Annotated in this window: 20 protein-coding genes; 10 read left to right on the top strand and 10 right to left on the bottom strand. The window is 65.2% G+C overall.

What is annotated here, in order from left to right:
- Positions 1-231: 231 nt before the first annotated feature.
- Positions 232-519 carry a GIY-YIG nuclease family protein gene (locus NKI16_RS26070; RefSeq protein ID WP_352456363.1) on the bottom strand — a complete coding sequence of 96 codons (288 nt, stop codon included), beginning with the start codon at positions 517-519 and terminating at the stop codon, positions 232-234.
- 331 nt (positions 520-850) lie between these two features.
- Between NKI16_RS26070 and NKI16_RS26065 the strand changes: the two genes are divergently transcribed.
- On the top strand, positions 851-2092 hold the full coding sequence (locus tag NKI16_RS26065; RefSeq protein ID WP_023678198.1) for an MFS transporter: 1242 nt from the start codon (positions 851-853) through the stop codon (positions 2090-2092).
- On the opposite strand, the gene NKI16_RS26060 is transcribed toward NKI16_RS26065, so the two are convergent.
- From NKI16_RS26060 to hemC, 6 genes are all read right to left on the bottom strand, one after another.
- The gene (locus NKI16_RS26060) at positions 2093-2809 is read right to left on the bottom strand and encodes a glutamine amidotransferase (RefSeq protein WP_292657163.1); all 717 of its coding nucleotides are present in this window, start codon (positions 2807-2809) and stop codon (positions 2093-2095) included. It lies immediately after the preceding gene.
- Between the two features lie 18 nt (positions 2810-2827).
- A complete protein-coding gene (locus NKI16_RS26055; RefSeq protein ID WP_023678200.1) occupies positions 2828-3307 on the bottom strand; it encodes a tellurite resistance TerB family protein in 480 nt (159 codons plus the stop codon).
- A gap of 39 nt (positions 3308-3346) precedes the next feature.
- Positions 3347-4954 carry a heme biosynthesis protein HemY gene (locus tag NKI16_RS26050; RefSeq protein WP_352578132.1) on the bottom strand — a complete coding sequence of 536 codons (1608 nt, stop codon included), beginning with the start codon at positions 4952-4954 and terminating at the stop codon, positions 3347-3349.
- 8 nt (positions 4955-4962) lie between these two features.
- Complete coding sequence (locus NKI16_RS26045) at positions 4963-6453, bottom strand: COG4223 family protein (protein WP_352696953.1); 1491 nt, start codon at positions 6451-6453, stop codon at positions 4963-4965.
- 502 nt (positions 6454-6955) lie between these two features.
- Entirely contained in the window at positions 6956-7663 is a 708-nt protein-coding gene (locus NKI16_RS26040) for a uroporphyrinogen-III synthase (RefSeq protein ID WP_352578130.1), read from the bottom strand.
- Position 7664: 1 nt separating this feature from the next.
- On the bottom strand, positions 7665-8591 hold the full coding sequence (gene hemC / locus NKI16_RS26035; RefSeq protein WP_352578129.1) for a hydroxymethylbilane synthase: 927 nt from the start codon (positions 8589-8591) through the stop codon (positions 7665-7667).
- Between the two features lie 101 nt (positions 8592-8692).
- Here hemC and tsaD point away from each other — a divergent pair, with 101 nt between their 5' ends.
- The 6 genes from tsaD (at position 8693) to NKI16_RS26005 (ending at position 12786) form a co-directional block, all read left to right on the top strand.
- Positions 8693-9778 (top strand): tRNA (adenosine(37)-N6)-threonylcarbamoyltransferase complex transferase subunit TsaD, encoded by a 1086-nt coding sequence (gene tsaD, locus NKI16_RS26030; RefSeq protein WP_352623035.1) that lies wholly within the window; start codon positions 8693-8695, stop codon positions 9776-9778.
- Positions 9775-10785, top strand: a complete 1011-nt coding sequence (locus tag NKI16_RS26025) for an NAD(P)H-dependent glycerol-3-phosphate dehydrogenase (RefSeq protein ID WP_352623010.1) — start codon at positions 9775-9777, stop codon at positions 10783-10785. The genes tsaD and NKI16_RS26025 overlap by 4 nt, the downstream gene beginning before the upstream one ends.
- A gap of 25 nt (positions 10786-10810) precedes the next feature.
- Positions 10811-11107 (top strand): YciI-like protein, encoded by a 297-nt coding sequence (locus NKI16_RS26020; RefSeq protein WP_352509118.1) that lies wholly within the window; start codon positions 10811-10813, stop codon positions 11105-11107.
- A 135-nt stretch (positions 11108-11242) separates the two neighbouring features.
- A complete protein-coding gene (locus tag NKI16_RS26015) occupies positions 11243-11668 on the top strand; it encodes an EVE domain-containing protein (RefSeq protein WP_352456302.1) in 426 nt (141 codons plus the stop codon).
- Positions 11665-12321, top strand: coding sequence for a class I SAM-dependent methyltransferase (locus NKI16_RS26010; protein ID WP_352623009.1), 657 nt, complete (start codon positions 11665-11667; stop codon positions 12319-12321). Before NKI16_RS26015 ends, NKI16_RS26010 begins: the two co-directional genes overlap by 4 nt.
- Positions 12322-12369: 48 nt before the next feature.
- On the top strand, positions 12370-12786 hold the full coding sequence (locus tag NKI16_RS26005; protein WP_023680475.1) for a DUF1761 domain-containing protein: 417 nt from the start codon (positions 12370-12372) through the stop codon (positions 12784-12786).
- Between the two features lie 3 nt (positions 12787-12789).
- On the opposite strand, the gene gcvA is transcribed toward NKI16_RS26005, so the two are convergent.
- A complete protein-coding gene (gene gcvA, locus NKI16_RS26000; protein WP_352623008.1) occupies positions 12790-13710 on the bottom strand; it encodes a transcriptional regulator GcvA in 921 nt (306 codons plus the stop codon).
- 174 nt (positions 13711-13884) lie between these two features.
- Between gcvA and NKI16_RS25995 the strand changes: the two genes are divergently transcribed.
- Positions 13885-14130 carry a hypothetical protein gene (locus NKI16_RS25995; RefSeq protein WP_352451326.1) on the top strand — a complete coding sequence of 82 codons (246 nt, stop codon included), beginning with the start codon at positions 13885-13887 and terminating at the stop codon, positions 14128-14130.
- Between the two features lie 75 nt (positions 14131-14205).
- On the opposite strand, the gene NKI16_RS25990 is transcribed toward NKI16_RS25995, so the two are convergent.
- Complete coding sequence (locus NKI16_RS25990) at positions 14206-14742, bottom strand: L,D-transpeptidase family protein (protein WP_352623034.1); 537 nt, start codon at positions 14740-14742, stop codon at positions 14206-14208.
- A gap of 144 nt (positions 14743-14886) precedes the next feature.
- Between NKI16_RS25990 and NKI16_RS25985 the strand changes: the two genes are divergently transcribed.
- A complete protein-coding gene (locus NKI16_RS25985; protein ID WP_023680479.1) occupies positions 14887-15570 on the top strand; it encodes a response regulator transcription factor in 684 nt (227 codons plus the stop codon).
- 125 nt (positions 15571-15695) lie between these two features.
- On the top strand, positions 15696-16151 hold the full coding sequence (locus NKI16_RS25980) for a Crp/Fnr family transcriptional regulator (protein ID WP_023680480.1): 456 nt from the start codon (positions 15696-15698) through the stop codon (positions 16149-16151).
- A gap of 46 nt (positions 16152-16197) precedes the next feature.
- Here NKI16_RS25980 and NKI16_RS25975 read toward each other — a convergent pair whose 3' ends face one another.
- Positions 16198-17091: a sugar phosphate isomerase/epimerase family protein gene (locus NKI16_RS25975; protein ID WP_352456305.1), complete on the bottom strand. Its 894-nt coding sequence runs from the start codon at positions 17089-17091 to the stop codon at positions 16198-16200.
- Between the last annotated feature and the right edge of the window lie 206 nt (positions 17092-17297).

The following is a 17297-nucleotide window of genomic DNA, read 5'->3' as shown; positions in this document are numbered from 1 at the left end:
CGCCCTAGGACGAAGGTAGGATGGCTGAAGGCTAATCGCTGATATCGGAGAGTGGCAGCGCGTCCGGTGTATCGGACGACGATTGATGGCGAATTACAAGCTCTCGAGATTGGCCGAACACCCCTCCACTTCGTCATCCCAGGGCGGAGCAAGGAGCGAAGCGACGCGGCGCAGACCCTGGGATCCATGCCGTTACCTCGCGGCAGTGCGCCTGCGGACCAGAACCGTACGCTACCACCCCGTCCCGCGAAAAAGCTCGAACCACTCAGGGTTGGTCTTCTCGATCAGCTCGATCTTCCACTGGCGTGGCCAGCGCTTCAGCGACTTCTCGCGCTGGATGGCGTCGCGAATGTCGAAATGTTCCTCGTACCAGACCAGACGCTGCACGCCGTAACGGCTGGTGAAGCGCGAGCCTTGGCCGGTCTTGTGCTCCGGCATGCGGCGGCCGAGATCGTTGGTAACGCCGATATAGATCGTGCCGCGCTTCTGGCTCGCGGTCATGTAGACATAGCCGGTCATGGTTGAAGGGTAGCTGACGCCAATGCCGACACAAGTGCCGTTCTGAACCGCTGCATTCTTCGACTGAGGTAACGGCATGGATCCCAGGGTCTGCGCCGCGTCGCTTCGCTCCTTGCTCCGCCCTGGGATGACGAAGCGAGAGGTGTTTCGGCTAGTCTCGAAGGTTTGCAATTTGCCATGCGCTTGTTATCTGCCAGGACGAAATTGTTGATCCAGGCCGGATTTTTGCGCGCGCCTCCGGCCGAACTGCGCTAAAGGCTCTTTTGGCCGGACCAGCGCCCATCGTGGAAGTGCCCCGCCGGCCGACATCGCCGCCACGGGGCCTTATTCCATGACCACAGAATCCCAAGTACCATCCGACCAGCGCTATGCCGCCTTTCGCCATCGGCCGTTCCTGAGCTACTGGGCGGCGCGCTTCCTCTCGACATTCTCCACCCAGATCGTGTCGGTCGCCGTCGGCTGGCAGATCTACGATCTCACCCGCGACCCGTTCGACCTCGGCCTTGTCGGCATCGTGCAGTTCCTGCCTTCGCTGCTGCTGGTGCTGGTCACCGGCGACGTTGCCGATCGTTTCGGGCGCCGGCTGATCATGGCGCTGGCGGTGCTGGTCGAGGCGGGCTGCGCCTTGGCCCTGCTGCTGCTGACGCTACGCGGCCTCTCCGGGCCGATGCCGGTCTTCATCGTGCTCGCCATGTTCGGCATCGCGCGCGCCTTCTTCGGGCCGGCCTCCTCATCGCTGTTCGCCAATCTGGTGCCGCCCGAGGATTTCGCCAACGCCATCGCCTGGAACTCGTCCGCCTGGCAGACGGCAACCATCGTCGGGCCGGTCGCCGGCGGCCTGCTCTACGGGCTTTCAGCCGAAGCCGCGTACACCACCGCCGCCGTGCTGATGCTGGTTGCCGCCGTGCTGATCTTCACCATCCCTAAGCCTGCCCAGCGCAGCCGGACCGACAGGCCGACGGTACAGACCCTGTTCGCCGGCTTCGGCTATATCTGGAGCGAAAAGATCGTGCTCGGCGCGATTTCGCTCGATCTGTTTGCGGTGCTCCTGTCCGGCGCCTCGGCGCTGCTGCCGGTCTACGCGCGCGATATCCTCGAACTCGGCCCATGGGGGCTCGGCCTGTTGCGCTCGGCGCCCGGCGTCGGCGCCATCTGCGTCGCCATCTGGCTGGCCGGACACCCGATCCGCAACCATGCCGGCCTTGTCATGCTCGGCTTCGTCGCGCTGTTCGGCGCGTTCACGGTTCTGTTCGGCCTCTCGACCATCACCTGGCTGTCGATTGCGGCCCTTGCGCTGCTCGGCGCCACCGACATGTTCAGCGTCTATATCCGCGAGACGCTGATCCAGCTGTGGACGCCGGACGACGTTCGCGGCCGCGTCAACGCTGTCAACCAGGTGTTTGTCGGCGCTTCCAATGAGCTCGGCGAATTCCGCGCCGGTACCATGGCGGCGTTGATCGGCACGGTTCCGGCCGTGGTGGTCGGGGGTGTCGGGGCGATCGCTGTTGCCGGCCTGTGGGCGGTGCTGTTCCCGCAGCTGCGCAAGGTGCGTCATCTCAGGGGGCGAAACTGATTACCGCAGCGCCGGCTTGCCGAAAATCATCGGCAGGAACTCGCCGAGCCAGCGCTTGAGGTGCATGTCCCAGATCAGCCGGCCGCCGAGATGGTCGCGACCGGGCTGCGCGCCGGGCAGTTCGAAGCGGTGCGCGCCGCGCACCACCCAGCGCTGCATCATCGCCCGGGTCAATTCGCCATGGAACTGAATGCCCCAGGCATTGTCGCCATAGCGGAAGGCCTGGTTGGGATAGGTTTCGGCCGTCGCCAAAAGCGTCGCGTCCTTCGGCAGCGAAAAGCCTTCGCGATGGAACTGATAGACCATCTCCGGCCAATGCATCAGCCTGCTGCCCGCTTCGGTCGCCTTCAGCGGATACCAGCCGATTTCGACGAGGCCCTCGCCATGGCCCTCGACCCTGCCGCCGAGATGCTTGACCAGCATTTGCGCGCCGAGGCAGATGCCAAGCAGCGGCCGGTTCTCGTTGAGCGGAATTTTGAGCCAGTCGGTCTCGCGGCGGACGAACTCGTCGCCGTCATTGGCGCTCATCGGCCCGCCGAACACCACGGCGCCGGCATGGCCATCCAGCGTCTGCGGCAAGGCCTCGCCGAGCGGCGGTCGGCGGATGTCGAGATCGAAGCCTTCCTCGATAAGCATATGGCCGACCCGTCCGGGGCTCGAATGCTCCTGATGCAGCACGATCAGGATCTTTGGTCTCGGACTTGGCTTGGGCGGCATTGGAAGGCGGGATCCTGTCTATTCGTCGCTTGAGGTTCCGGCAGCACCAGGAGCCGCGGCGGCCGCCTTGAGGCGCGCCTCGACACGGTCGCGACGTTCGACGCCGATCAGCTCGGCGACCCGCCACACGGTATTGTCCTCGAGCTCGTGCAGCTCGCCATCGGCATAGACGATCTCCCACATCAGGCCGATGAAGGCCTTTCGCGCCTCGGCGTCGAGATGGCGCTTGAGCACGCTGGTGAAAGCGTAGAGGTCGATCGCCTCATTGTCGGCCCGCTCGCCGGCAGCCGCCAATGCGTCGAGTTCGTCGCCGCTGATCGAGTAGCTTTCCGCCAGCACCTTCTTGAACCGTTCCCATTCGGTATCCTGGCGCACCCCGTCGGCGTTCATCACGTGGAAAAGCAGGGCGGACGCGGCAATGCGCGGATCGTCGGCGCTGGGGCTGGCGCCACCACCGGACGGCAGATCCCTTAGAAACGACAAAACGCGTTCGAACATCAAATCATTCCCAATAAGCCCGGGTCCACTCGACCCTGATCAGAACAAACGAAACCGGCGCGTCGATTTATCCGCCGCGTCGTCTGGATCGACGCCGGGGTCGTCGGGCAGCCGCGTCAGCTCCTGCGCCGGCTCGACGGCCTCGGCATCTTCCGGCACTTGGGCAAACGCCGCCGCGGTGATTGGTGTCACATGATCCTCGCCGGCACGGTCGTCCGTCTTCTCCTCGGTCGCTGTGCCCGGTGTCTCCGCCGTGTGCTCGATCGTCCCGGCTCTTTCCTGTACCGGCCTGGCTGGAGCCGCGATGGCCGGCACCGGCGCCTCCGGCGTATCCTCATGACCGTCGATCAACTGTCCGAGCCGCTCCATCGGCGCCCGCCATTCGAATGCGTCGAGCCTGCCGGTGATCGGCGATATCGGAGCCCAGCGCTCGGAGACGACGCCGTCGGCGACCCAGGCCGGGTCGCGCGGCGCTCTCACCGCTTTCGACAGCAACTGCCGCACCTTGCCCTGGTCGGCGGTTTCGGCCTCCTCGATATCGGCCAGCAGCAGATAGGCGCCTTCGCGGCGATCGATGCGGATGGCGGCTTCAGCCTCCCGACGGGCGGTTGAAAACTCCTGGGCATCGAGCGCGGCGCGCGCCACGGCCAGCGAGGCCTCGGCATGGTTCTTCTTCAGTTCCTGCAGCTTCTTTGCCCGGTTCAGCCGGTCGAGCACGGCATCGCCCGGCCTGGCATGAATGTAGAGTTCGGCGATCTCCGGATGGGGCTCGGCCTTCCACGCCGCCTCGAGGATTTTCGAGCCCTTGCGCACGTCGTTCTGCCGAAACAGCAATTTCGCCGCGACGACCGCCGCCGGCGCGAAATCCGGCCGCAGCCGGTTGCCTTCCAGAGCCGCCGTCCGGGCGGCATTAGCATCGCTGTCGATCAGCGCCTGCGCCTTGGCGGTAAGCAGCACGGCGCGGCGCCGGTTGGCGGCGTCACGCTCGATCTGCCGGGTCGACTTCTGGGCGTCGACCAGTTTCAGCGCGCCATCCCAGTCGCCGCGTCCGGTCAGGTCTTCCAGCGTCGATTCGGCCGCCCAGGCCAGTTGCGGCGCCACCGCCGCGGCACGGCCGGCATAGTGGCGGGCTGCGTTGCGGTCGCCGAGCCGCTCGGCCTCGAGATAAAGCCCGCGCAGGCCGAGCAGCCGCATTTCGGGATCATCGAGCATGGTCTCGAACTTTTCGCGGGCGCCTTCATGGTCGCCTTCGAGCAGCGAGGCCTGCGCGTCGAGCAGCTGGATCAGTGGCTCCTGATCGGAGCGGATCAGCTTTGCCGCTTCCTTGGTCTTCTTGCGGGCGAGCGCGCCGTCACCGGCGCCGGCGGCGATCATCCCGGTCGACAGCGCCTGGTAGCCGCGGTCGCGGCGACGCACGCGGAAATAGCGCGAGATCGTATAGGGGCTGTTCCACAGCGCCTTGACCAGCCACCAGACGATCATCACCGCGGCAACCACGGCAACGACCGCCACCGCCGCGACCATCAGGCTGACCTGGTATTGATAGCCGTTGAAGGTGACGAGCATTTCGCCCGGCCGGTCGGCCAGCCAGGCGAAGCCGAGCCCGAGCGCAAAGACGGCGGCAAGGAAGGCGAGGATGCGGATCATTGGGTTCCTCACGCCTTCATCGCGCCGGCGATGAGCGAATCGATCTGCGTCTCGACCTCCATCCGCGCTTTCAGCTTGCCGGCAAAGTCGGCGCCGGCGGCCTTGGCCGCCTCAGGCAGGGTTTCGTATTCGCTGAGCGCCTTGGCGTAGTCGCCCTGGTTGACCGCGACCTCCATGCGCGCGACGGTTTCCGGAACGCCGGTGCCTTCGACGGCGCCGATCGGCCTGACCTTGACCAGCGATTCGGCGCTGGACAGCAGCTTCTGCAGGATGCCGGCATTCTGGTCGATGGGCGTCGCGGCAGCGACCATCGCGTTGGCGGCGCCGTCCGCTTCGGCGGCGATCTCGGAGCGCATCGGGACGCCCTTTTCGGCATAGGTGCGCAACGTCGCGATCTCGGGTGCATCGGGTGAGATCGCGGCAAAGGTTTCGAGCTCGGCGGCGAACGGTGCACCGCGGTCGAGCGCTGCCTTGAGCGCCGAAGCGGCAATGGCCAGTGCGATCTTCGGCTGCGAAGCCTGTGCATCGACCTTGCCCGAGATCTGTGAAACCGACTGTTCCAGGGCCGCAAGCCGGCTGTCCTGCGCCTTTGTCGTCTCGCCGGCCGATTTCACCAGCGCATCGAGCGCGGCCAGCCTTTCGTTGAGCGGGCCGAGATCGACCGGCGCCGTACCGCCGGCCTTGCCGAGGGCCGCAACCGCCGTCTCGATCTGCCTTACCTTGTCGCCAAGTGCTGCCAGGCCGGCATTGTCGCCGGAACCGCCTTGCTCGACCGCCGACTTCAACGTCGCAACGTCCGCCCTGACCTGATCCAGCGCCGACGACAGCCCGTCCACCTTGGCCGATGCGTCATTGTTGGCGCCCGCCTGTCTGAGGTCCGCGACCTCGCGTTTCAGCGAAACGATCTCACCATTGACCGCGTCGAGCGACACGCCGCCCGACCCCGGCGCACCGAGCAGGCCGGCAAATTGCAGCCCGCCGGCCGCGGCGAGGGCGATGACGCCGCCGATAATACCGGCGGCGATGCCGTTGATGCCGCTTCGCTTCGGCAGCGCTGCCATATGGTCGTCCCTCGTCTCAGCTGTCTTCTCGCCGGAACCTGGGATCCCCGGTTCGTTGGCCCCGGTTCCGCTGGATGCATCTTCGAAACTGTAGTCGGAAACCGTGGAGCGCCCGGCCGGCGCATCCGAACCGGCGGGATAAGGGGTTTCCGCTTCCCTGGCAGAATCGACGCCGGCATCCGCCGGCTCTTGCGTGCCGGCCGGCGCGGCTGCGTCGGCATGTTCCCATGGCTCGAGATCGGTCTGGTCCGCATGCACCGGCTCTTCAGGTGGCTCCGGCTGCGAGGCGTTCGCCGCTTCCTCGGCCCGCGCCTCGTCGGTCTGCGAGGTCACGGCATCCTGTTCGTCGGCGACTCGCGAGACGGCGCCAGGCTCAAGCTCGATGGTCACCGGCTCACGGCGGCTCTTGGAATGCCGCATCTTCGGCGTCTTGACCATGCTCGGGCTCCGCAAAATTCGCTTCGGGATGGTTTGAAGGGTCTAGCACATCACCAAGCGGTGAAAAGGGGCGGCGTGATGACGCCACGGCCTGGAGTTCAGTTTTGGCAAAACGCCGCAGGGCCGAATCCACGTTTCAAGCCAAGGCCCATGCTCGGCACACAAAAAACCCGCCTCGGCGGGCGGGTCGTTGGAGCCAATTAGCACCATAACTAGATTAGTAGCATAGCTGCCGGCACAAAGCAAGAACAAAATGTGCCCGAGCGCAGTCATCCACGTTGGCACTGCCCCTCATCACCCTGCCGGGCACTTCTCCCCGTATAGTGACGGGGAGAAGGGCTCTCACGAGTCCAGACGCTTCTTCTGCAACGCTGGAGGTTGGCGAAATCCTCGGCGAAGGCACCCTCTCCCCGTCACTATACGGGGAGACGATGCCGGCAGGCAGGTGAGGGGCGGCGCCAACCTTTGGAACAAGCTGGCACAGAGCAGCGGCGGATGCCGGTCAGCGCGACGCCTGCAAAAGTCCCAGCAGCGCGTCCTCGCTGGGCTCAGGCGCAATCCGGATCTCGGCGACATCGCCCAAGGCCGCGGCGATGCGCCCCGATAATCCGAAAAAGCGCGTTTTTTCAAAAACACCGCGCAGCACCGGCCGGCTAGCCAGGGCCTGCATAGCGGTGGCCGCCTTGGCCGAATAGAGCAGCACCGCCTCGACCGGCCGGGCGGACAGGCGCGCAAGAACGGCCTCGTCGGAGTAATCCAGGACAACGGTGTCGTAGCTCTCGACGGCGCGGACCTGAACGCCCGACGCCAACAGCCCTTCCTCGAAGTCGGGAAATCGCACCCGCCCGCAGAGATAGACGATCGTCTGCCCCGCGTAACCGCCAGCAAGCGCATCGGCCAGCGCCTCGGCATTGCCGGGGCCTTCGCTGACCGACAGAAACCCGGCAGCGCGGGCGGCTTCCGCCGTCTTCCTGCCGACGGCGTGGCACGGCAAGCCGGCGAGCGCCGCGATGACCTCTTTCGGCGCATGGCGAACGGCATTGGCGCTGGTGACCGCGACCGCCGCGGCGTCAGCGGGCGCGCCGGCATCGACCGGCAGCGCCACGGTTCCGGTCAATGGCAGCAGGATCGGCTGAAAGCCGGCATCCGCAAGCCGGCGCCCCGTGCGCGACGCGCCCGGTTCGGGCCTCGTCACAAGGACGCGGAGCATGTCAGGTCCAGCCATCGAAGAATGTTTCGCCGGCCTTGGCCCGAACGGTCGCCGCGGCTTCCGCGCCAATGCGCGCCGCCTCCTGCGCCGGCCCTTGCAGCCTGACTTCATGCGACTGCGTGCCATCGGGCGAGATGATCAGCCCGGCAAAGGAAACCGTTCCGCCCGATATCGTCGCATGTCCGGCGATCGGCGTGCGGCAGGACCCGTCGAGCGCCGCCAGGAAGGCGCGCTCGCAGGCCAGCGCCTCGCCGGTCGGCCCGTCGTGGATCGCTGCCAGCATCTGTTCCACGTCGAGGTCTCCGATGCGGCTTTCGATGCAGATCGCGCCTTGCCCCGGCGCCGGCGGAAAGACCTCGAGCGGCATCAGGTCGGTGACGACGTCTTCGAGCCCGAGCCGCTTCAGCCCGGCATAGGCGAGGATGGTGCCGTCGGCGATGCCGTCTTCGAGCTTGCGCAGCCGCGTCTGCACATTGCCGCGAAACATCACCACTTCGACGTCCGGCCGCATCCGCCGGATCAGCGCCTGGCGCCGCAGCGACGACGAACCGACCCTGGCGCCTTGCGGCAGGCCGGCAATCGTTCGCGCCGCCTTGCCGATGAAGGCATCGCGCGCGTCCTCGCGCGGCAGGAACGCGGACAGTTCCAGCCCCTCGGGCAACAGCGTCGGCATGTCCTTCGACGAATGCACGGCGATGTCGATGCGGCGCGCCAGCAGCGCCTCCTCGATCTCCTTGGTGAACAGGCCCTTGCCGCCGGCTTCCGACAGCGGTCGGTCCTGGATGCGGTCGCCGCTGGTCGAGATGACGACCACCTCGAAAGCTTCCGCCGGCATGCCATGCGCCGCCATCAGTCGCGCCTGCGTTTCATGCGCCTGCGCCAGCGCCAGCGGGCTGCCGCGTGTTCCGATTTTCAAGGTTGTTTGCATGACGCGCCGTCCGTGATAACCCCCGGCAGGTTTTCGGGTTTTCTCCTATCGGGGAAAGGCCGACAGTACAATCTGTACGATTTTTGGACAGCGACGAATTGATCCGCGTTCTGGGCATCGAGACGAGTTGCGACGAGACCGCCGCCAGCGTGGTGGCGCTGGACGGTCGCAGCACGCCGCAAATCCTGTCGAACATCGTGCTCAGCCAGATCGAGGAGCATGCCGCTTTCGGCGGCGTCGTGCCGGAGATCGCCGCGCGCGCCCATGTCGAGGCGCTCGACGGCATCATCGAGGCAGCGCTCGCCGATTCCGGCGTCGACCTCGCCGACATCGATGCGATTGCCGCCACCGCCGGTCCCGGTCTTGTCGGCGGGCTGATCGTCGGCCTGATGACGGCAAAAGCAATCGCCGCGGCAGCCAAAAAACCTCTGATCGCCATCAACCATCTCGAAGGCCACGCGCTGACGGCCAGATTGACCGATGGGCTCGACTTTCCCTACCTCTTGCTGCTGGTCTCCGGCGGCCATACCCAGATCGTCGCCGTACGCGGCGTCGGCGACTACCAGCGCTGGGCGACGACCATCGATGACGCGCTTGGCGAGGCCTTCGACAAGACGGCCAAGATGCTCGGCCTGCCCTATCCGGGCGGACCGAATGTCGAGAAGGCGGCGGCAAATGGCAATGCGGCCCGTTTTGCCTTTCCGCGCCCGATGAAGGGCTCGGTGCAGCCCGATTTTTCCTTCTCCGGCCTCAAGACCGCGGTCCGCCAGGCAGCCACCGCGATCGCCCCGCTGAGCGACCAGGATGTTGCCGATATCTGCGCCTCGTTCCAGGCGGCGGTGGCGGATGCGCTGGGCGACCGTGTTGCGCGGGCGCTGACCCGGTTCCGTCAGCAATTCCCGGACAAGGCCGAGCCTGCATTGGTTGTCGCCGGCGGCGTGGCCGCCAATCGGACCATCAAGGCGACATTGCAGGGCCTGTGCGAGCAGGCCGGGTTCAGCTTCGTCGCGCCGCCGCTTAACCTCTGCACCGACAATGCGGCGATGATCGCCTGGGCCGGCATCGAGCGCTTGCGCGCCGGCATATCAGGTGAAAACGCCGCCGATTTCGTGCCGCGCTCGCGCTGGCCGCTGGACAGCGTCTCGGCCCCGATGGTCGGCTCGGGCCGGCGTGGGGCCAAGGCATGACCGGCAGCGGGCACAAGGCGCCAAGCGGCTGGCGCGTCGCCGTGCTCGGCGGCGGCGCCTGGGGCACGGCGCTGGCGCTTGCCACGCTGCGCGCCGGTCATTTCGTCCGCCTCTATGCGCGCGACCCGGAGACCGTCGCGGCGGTCGACCGTGGCGAAAATCCGCGCTATCTGCCGGGCATCGCGCTCGATCCCGGCATCGTGGCGACGAGCGACATCGAGGCGGCGCTCGACGGTGCCGACTGCGTTCTGGCGGTAGCGCCGGCGCAATCGTTGCGGATTATGCTGACGGCCGCGTCCAGCCATATGCCGAAAGGCGTCCCGCTGGTCCTCTGCGCCAAGGGCATCGAGCGCGACACCGGCGCGCTGCTATCGTCCATCACCGAGGAAATACTGCCGGCAAATCCGGTCGCCGCTTTGTCCGGCCCAAGCTTTGCCACCGACGTCGCCAGGGGCCTGCCGACGGCCGTCGTGGTCGCCGCCCGCGACGAGGCTCTTGCCACCGACCTTGCCGCCCGCTTTTCGGCGGAAAATCTGCGCTGTTATTCGAGCGACGATCTAATCGGCGTCGAGATCGGCGGCGCGCTGAAGAACGTCTTTGCCATTGCCGCGGGTGCCGTCACCGGCGCCGGGCTCGGTGCCAGCGCCCAGGCGGCGATGGTGACGCGCGGCTTCGTCGAATTGCGCCGCATCGGCGCCGCCTTTGGCGCCAGGCCGGAGACGCTGATGGGGCTTTCCGGCCTCGGCGACCTGCTGCTCACCTGCTCGTCCGCGCAGTCGCGCAATTTCGCCTATGGGCTGGCGCTGGGGCAAGGCAAGCCGCTAGCCGGCCTGCCTTTGGCCGAAGGCGTGCCGACGGCGGCAATCGCCGCCCGCATCGCCGGCGAGCGCCGGATCGACGCGCCGATAATCGCCGCCGTCGCCGCCATACTGGACGGCACCATAACCATAGACCAGGCTGTGTCGGCGTTGATGACAAGGCCACTCAAGACCGAAACCGACATGTAATCGCGAACGATTGCGGAGATGGAAGATGCTGTTTGCGTTGATTTGCAAGGACAAGCCAGGAAGGCTGCAGGTGCGGCTCGATACGCGGCCCAAGCACCTTGCCTTCCTGGAAGGGCTGAACGGCGACAAGAAATTGGCCTTCGCCGGCCCGTTCCTCGACGCCGACGGCAAGCCGAACGGCACTCTCGCCGTTGTCGAGGCGCCCGATCTGGCTGCGGCAAAAGCCCTGTCGGCGGCCGATCCCTATACCAAGGCAGGGCTGTTCGAAAGCGTCGAAATCCGGCAGTGGAACTGGAGCTTCAACAAGCCGGCGGATATCTGATGCATGTCGCGCAAAAGTGTGCAGCGGTTTTGTGATAACGACATGCATACAACAAGAACCTAAAGCGCGTCGCATGAGGCCGGTCGAACGCGACGCGCTTTTAGTCGCGGCGGCACCCTGAGGAGGAGCAACACAATGAACTACTGGCTGTTCAAATCCGAACCTTCGGTCTTCTCCTTCGAGGACCTCAAGGCCAAGGGCAAGGCCGGCACGCAATGGGACGGCGTGCGCAATTATGCGGCGCGCAACAACATGAAGGCGATGCAGATCGGCGATCTCGGCTTCTTCTACCATTCCAATGACGGGCTGGACATCGTCGGCATCGCCGAAGTCTGCGCTCTGGCCCATCAGGACAGCACCACCGACGATCCCCGCTGGGAGTGCGTCGACATCCGCGCCTTCAAGGCCATGCCGAAGCCGGTGACGCTGGAGCAGGCCAAGGCCAATCAAAAGCTGGCCGACATGGCGCTGGTGCGGCTCGGGCGGCTGTCTGTGCAGCCGGTGACGCCGGCCGAATGGCAAGAGGTTTGTCGCATGGGCGGCCTGACGCCGGCGCCATGACGGCGCTGACGCCGGACAGCGCCAGGAAATTCATCCTCGACAACACGGCGCTGATGGCGCCGCCACATGTGCCGGAGATCCGCCTGCACCTGGCCGACGAGGCGCACGAACTGTGGCGGCGGACCGAGGACGAGCTGACCGAAATCGGCCTGCCGCCGCCCTTCTGGGCTTTTGCCTGGGCCGGCGGCCAAGGCCTTGCCCGCTACATCCTCGACAATCCGGCGGCGGTGCGCGGCAAGCGCGTGCTGGACTTCGCCTCCGGCTCCGGCCTTGTCGCCATTGCCGCGGCGAAGGCCGGAGCTGCCGAGGTGATCGCCGCCGATATCGACCCATTCTGCGCGACCGCGATCCGCCTCAATGCCGAGGCAAATGGGACCGAAATAAAATTCCTCATCGGCGACTGCATCGGCAGCGATGCCGGCTGGGACTTGGTGCTGGCCGGCGACGTCTTCTACGACAAAACTTTCGCCGACAGGCTGATGCCGTGGTTCGCGGCATTGAAGGCGCGCGGCGCCGACATCCTCGTCGGCGATCCCGGCCGTTCCTATCTGCCGAGGGCGGGACTGGAACCGCTTGCCGTCTATGAAGTGGCGGTGACCCGGGCGCTGGAGGACGCCGAGGTCAAGCGCACCACCGTCTGGCGCCTTGCTTGACGGCATCGCCGAACAGGCGTTCCATCGCGCAATCGACCGGAGGGAACCATGGATTTTTCAGCAATCAATTGGCTGGCGGTAATCGTCGCCGCCGTCGTGGCGTGGCTGTTCGGCGCGGCCTGGTACATGGGCTTGAGCAAGCCGTGGCTGAAGGCCGCCAAGCTTGATCCGGCGACGATGAGCAAATCGATGCTACCCTTCGTCGTCTCCTTCATCGCGGAGCTCGTCATGGCGCTCGTCATGTCGCTGATCATCGGCGCGGTGACCGGCGGCGAGCCGAGCCTGCTTGCCGGGGTGATCTTCGGCTTCGTTCTCTGGCTGGGGTTCGTCGCCACCACGCTTTCGGTCAACCATCGCTACGAAGGTTTCGGCTGGGATCTGACGCTCATCGATGTTGGTCACTGGCTCGGCGTGCTGCTTCTCATCGGCGCGGTGATCGGCTGGTTCGGCGCGGCGGCGGGCTGACCGTCAGCTCGGGGTCCTGGCGATTTCCTCGAGAAGCCAATCGCGAAAGGCGACGATGCGCGCATCATTCGCCGCGGTCTCCGGATAGACTAGGAAATAGGCGAATTCGGGCGCGACCTTGATGCCGAGTTCGAACGGCCGGATCAGCCTACCTTCCGAAAGGTCGTTTGCCACCATGGCGAAATCGGCGAGCGCGACCGCGTTGCCGTCGAGCGCGGCCTGGACGGCATCCGTCGAATTGCCGAACACGATGGTCCGGCTGTCGTCGAAATCGTCGACGCCCGCCGCCGCCATCCACATGCTCCAGTTGGGCCAGGTGACGCCCTGGCGCGACCACTCGATATGGGCCAGCGTATGATGGAACAGGTCGCGCGGCTCCTTGAGCGGCGGCCCTGACCGCAGCAAGGCCGGGCTGCAGACGGGGATGATGACGTTTTCGAACAGCCGGTGCGAGCGAAGCCCCGGATATTTGCCGGTGCCGAAACGGATGCCGAGATCGACGTCGTCGCGATCGAAGTCGCGCACCTCGTAACTGATGTCGAAACGCAGCTCGATTGCCGGATGCTGCTTGCGAAAATCGTCGACGCGCCGCATCAGCCACTTCGTCGCGAATTGCGCATCGAGGGTGACCTTCAGCAGCGCCGATCCGCGCGCCGTCTTCTGCGCCCGTGAGACGGCCCGGCCAAGCAGGTCGAGCGCATCGGTCGAAGCTTCGAACAGCACCGCGCCCGCCTCGGTCAGCCGGATCGTGCGGCTGGTGCGTGTGAACAGCACGATGCCGAGCTGATCCTCGATTTCCTTGATCTGATGGCTGACCGCTGCCGGCGTCAGGCCGAGCTCGTCGGCGGCGCGGGTGAAATTGAGGTGCCGTGCCGCTGCCTCCAGCGTCCGCAGCGCACGGGTTCCAGGCAGCAGGCGCGCCATCAGTGCCAGACGAGGAGGGTTCGGTCGAGGGTTCGGTCGAGCATTCCAATCATCAAAAAGAACTTGAAGATGCAGAAAAAACTACTCGTTTCCCGTTTGAATTTCAATCCGCCATGCTCTGAGCATCGAAGAAACATCAAACCGGATTTGATGTCCGGAGAAGCGGATTGCACCATGTCTGACATCGCCTTGCGCTCGGTAACCCTCCGCCCGGCCTGGCTGCGCGCCGTGCTTGACTGGCTTCGGCACGCAAAAATCGCGGTCAATCTTCCCTACCAAAATGTCGAGGATCTCTCCGATCGCCAGCTTCGCGACATCGGCGGCGAACGCAAGGACATCGCACGCGCCATGGACCGCGAACTCGGCCGGCTCGGGCTTCTCGACATCGGGTGGCAAAGGAGTAGGGGAGTAGGGGAGTAGGAAAGCTAAGCGGCGCGCCCGCGCCTGTCTTACCCTTACTGCCCTATTCCCCTACCCCCTTATTCCCCTACTCCCTTACCTTACCACCCTCACCACCGTCCGCTCCGACAGCAGCGGCAGCAGCCGTGCCATGGTGCGGGCCGTTACCGCGACGCAGCCTTGCGTCGGCGTGAAGCCGGGGCGCGCCAGGTGGAAGAAGATGGCGCTGCCGCGCCCGCGCCGGCGCGGCACAATGTTCCAGTCCAGCACCAGGCAGGCGTCATAGAGATCGTCGGTGCGCAGCATCCGCTCATGGCTGGCGCCATAGGGGATTTTGACCGGGCGGTTGTAGTTGCGGTCCCCAGGCACTTCGCACCAGCCGAGGTCGCGGCCGATCGGCGTCATCGCCAGCGGCGTCCGGCGGCCGCCGGCAAAACGGTCGCCGCGAAAATATCCCGACAATATCCGCATCGAGGCAAGCGGCGTGGCGCCGTCGCCCTCGCGCTTGCCGGCCGAGATGCCGCCATGCCCCAGCGCACATGGAAACACCAGTTTGCCGGCCTGCAGAAAGCCCTGGCTGGCATGGCCGGGGCGCGCGCGCACGGTGAGCACGGTGAGCCCTTTCGGCAAAATTGCGCCGACTGCATTGCGATCGTGTTTTTTCTTGTATGATCGTGCCACGGAACAAATCACTGTGAACGGCTGTTGTGCCGGTCAGCTTCCGCATAAACAGGCAGCGGTCAACTGAAATCTCTTTTCAAAACAACGGATTGATCCATGACTTCACGCACCATTCTGATCGTCGACGACGATGACGACCTGCGCGGCACCCTTGTCGAGCAATTGTCGCTTTATGAGGAATTCGATGTCCTGCAGGAAGCGACCGCCGCCAAAGGCGTCGCCACGGCGCGTGGCGGGCTCATCGACCTGCTCATCATGGATGTCGGCCTGCCCGACATGGATGGCCGCGAGGCGGTAAAGATATTGCGCAAGGGCGGCTACAAGGCGCCGATCATCATGCTGACCGGCCATGATACCGATTCCGACACCATCCTTGGCCTCGAGGCCGGCGCCAACGACTATGTGACGAAGCCGTTCCGTTTTGCCGTGCTGCTGGCCCGCATCCGCGCGCAGTTGCGCCAGCACGAACAGAGCGAGGACGCCACTTTCTCGGTCGGCCCCTACACGTTCAAGCCCAGCCAGAAGCTTCTGATCGACCCGCGCGGCGCCAAGGTGCGGTTGACCGAAAAGGAAGCCTCGATCATCAAATATCTCTACCGTGCCGACCAGAAGGTGGTGACCCGCGACGTGCTGCTGGAGGAAGTCTGGGGCTACAATTCCGGCGTCACCACGCATACGCTCGAAACTCACGTCTACCGGCTGCGCCAGAAGATCGAGCGCGATCCTTCCAACGCGGAAATTCTCGTGACAGAAAGCGGCGGCTACAAGCTGGTTCCTTAAACATTTCATTATTCAAATAAGCGATCCGGGCGGGGCGCTTTTCGGGTACGGTCCTGAGGCTGGAGGTGGTTTTGGATCGGCCTCGTAGGGGAGGAGTCGGACTGACGGTTCGGGGACATAGCTAGATGGCGCTGGATGACGACATCCGCATCCTGTCCACCGTGAGGCTCTTCGAGGGCTTTACGCAGGAACAGCTGCGTCTGCTCGCCTTCGGCGCCGAAACCACCATGTTGAAAGCCGACCACAAGCTTTACCGCGAGGACGACGAGGCTGATTCGGCCTACATCGTGGTCAGCGGCCGCATCGTGCTCTACCGCGAGCACGATGGCGAGCGCATCCCGATCGGCACCGCCGGCCCCGGCACCATACTCAGCGAACTGGCGCTGATCGCCGACACCAACCGGCTGACCAGCGCCTCCGCCGAAATCGATTCGGAAGTGCTGCGGCTCAGCCGCAAGATGTTCCGCCGCATCCTCGAGGAATACCCGGAACTGGCGGTTCACTTGCACCAGCGCATTTTGGAGGATTTCCAGGCGATGATCCGCCGCATCGAGGAACTTGGGCCGCGTTTTGCCGGCTAATATAGCGCCTCTGGCCTAACCAGATCGATTTCGGAACTGCGAGGGCTCAGGGCCGGTGCGTTGCGGAAACAAGCTCGGCCTTGCGCCGTGCCGTCTCCAGTCCCAGCGCAATGAAGCGGCGCGCATGTTTGGCCAGCTCCATATTGTCGGTCCACAGATTGCGCCAGATCGCGGTTTTCCGCGACAGGTTCTCGTCGACGATTTCCGAGGAGAAGGATTCGAAGCTGAGGTCGTCGCTGTAGCCGATGGCGGTCAGCGCATCGAATATCGCGGCAAAATCGATATTGCCGGTGCCGAGGAAACCGCGATGGCTCTCGCCGATATGGACATAGCCGATCTTCCCGACCGCATTGCGAATGGCCAAGCCGACATCGGCCTCCTCGATGTTCATGTGGAAGCTGTCGAGATGCAGGAAGATATTGTCGGAGCCGCTGTCCGCGATGAAGGCCATGCCTTGCGCGGCGGTGTTGAGCAGATTGCTTTCGAAGCGGTTGACGATTTCGAGGTTGAGGGTGACGCCGGCTGATTTTGCCATGTCCGCCACCTCGGCCAGCGTGCCGGCGCTGCGGTTCCACTGGTCACGCGTCGGCGCCTCGCTCTGCAAGCCGTGGCTGGTGCTGAGGATGCCGGCAACCTTCTGGCCGCCGAGATCGCGGGTCAGCGCGATCGTACGTTCCAGGATTTCGACGCCGTGCGCCGCAATCGTTTTGTCGGCGCTCGAAATATCGCCGTCGGCCGGCAGTCCGATGCTGATCGCAACGCCGAGGCCGAGATCGGCGATCCGCTTGGCCAATCCGTCAATGTCGACATTGGCGGGGTCGAGATAGGAGAATTCGATCAGGTCGAAGCCGGCCTCCCTGGTGTTGGCCAGCGTCCACTCGAGGTCGCCCTGCGCCGAGCTCGCCGACCAGACGAATGAGTGGATTCCGATGCGCGACATGATTGTCTCCGGTCATTCCAGGAGTAGCGGACCCAAGGCCAAAGCGGTTTTGGCAATCCGCTGCTCGGACAAAAAAGGTGGGGGCGGGGATACCCCCCCCCCCCCCGGGGGGGGGGGTATGGCGGGGGGTTTTTAAAAAAAACGAGCCCCCCCCCCAAACGCCCAGGGGGGGTGGGGGGGTGGGGTGGGTGAAAAAAAAGAGGGGG

This window comes from Mesorhizobium sp. M0698 (assembly GCF_040320455.1).
GTDB lineage: Bacteria > Pseudomonadota > Alphaproteobacteria > Rhizobiales > Rhizobiaceae > Mesorhizobium.
Note: the sequence above shows the minus strand (reverse complement) of the source record. Positions and strands in the feature narration are given on the sequence as shown.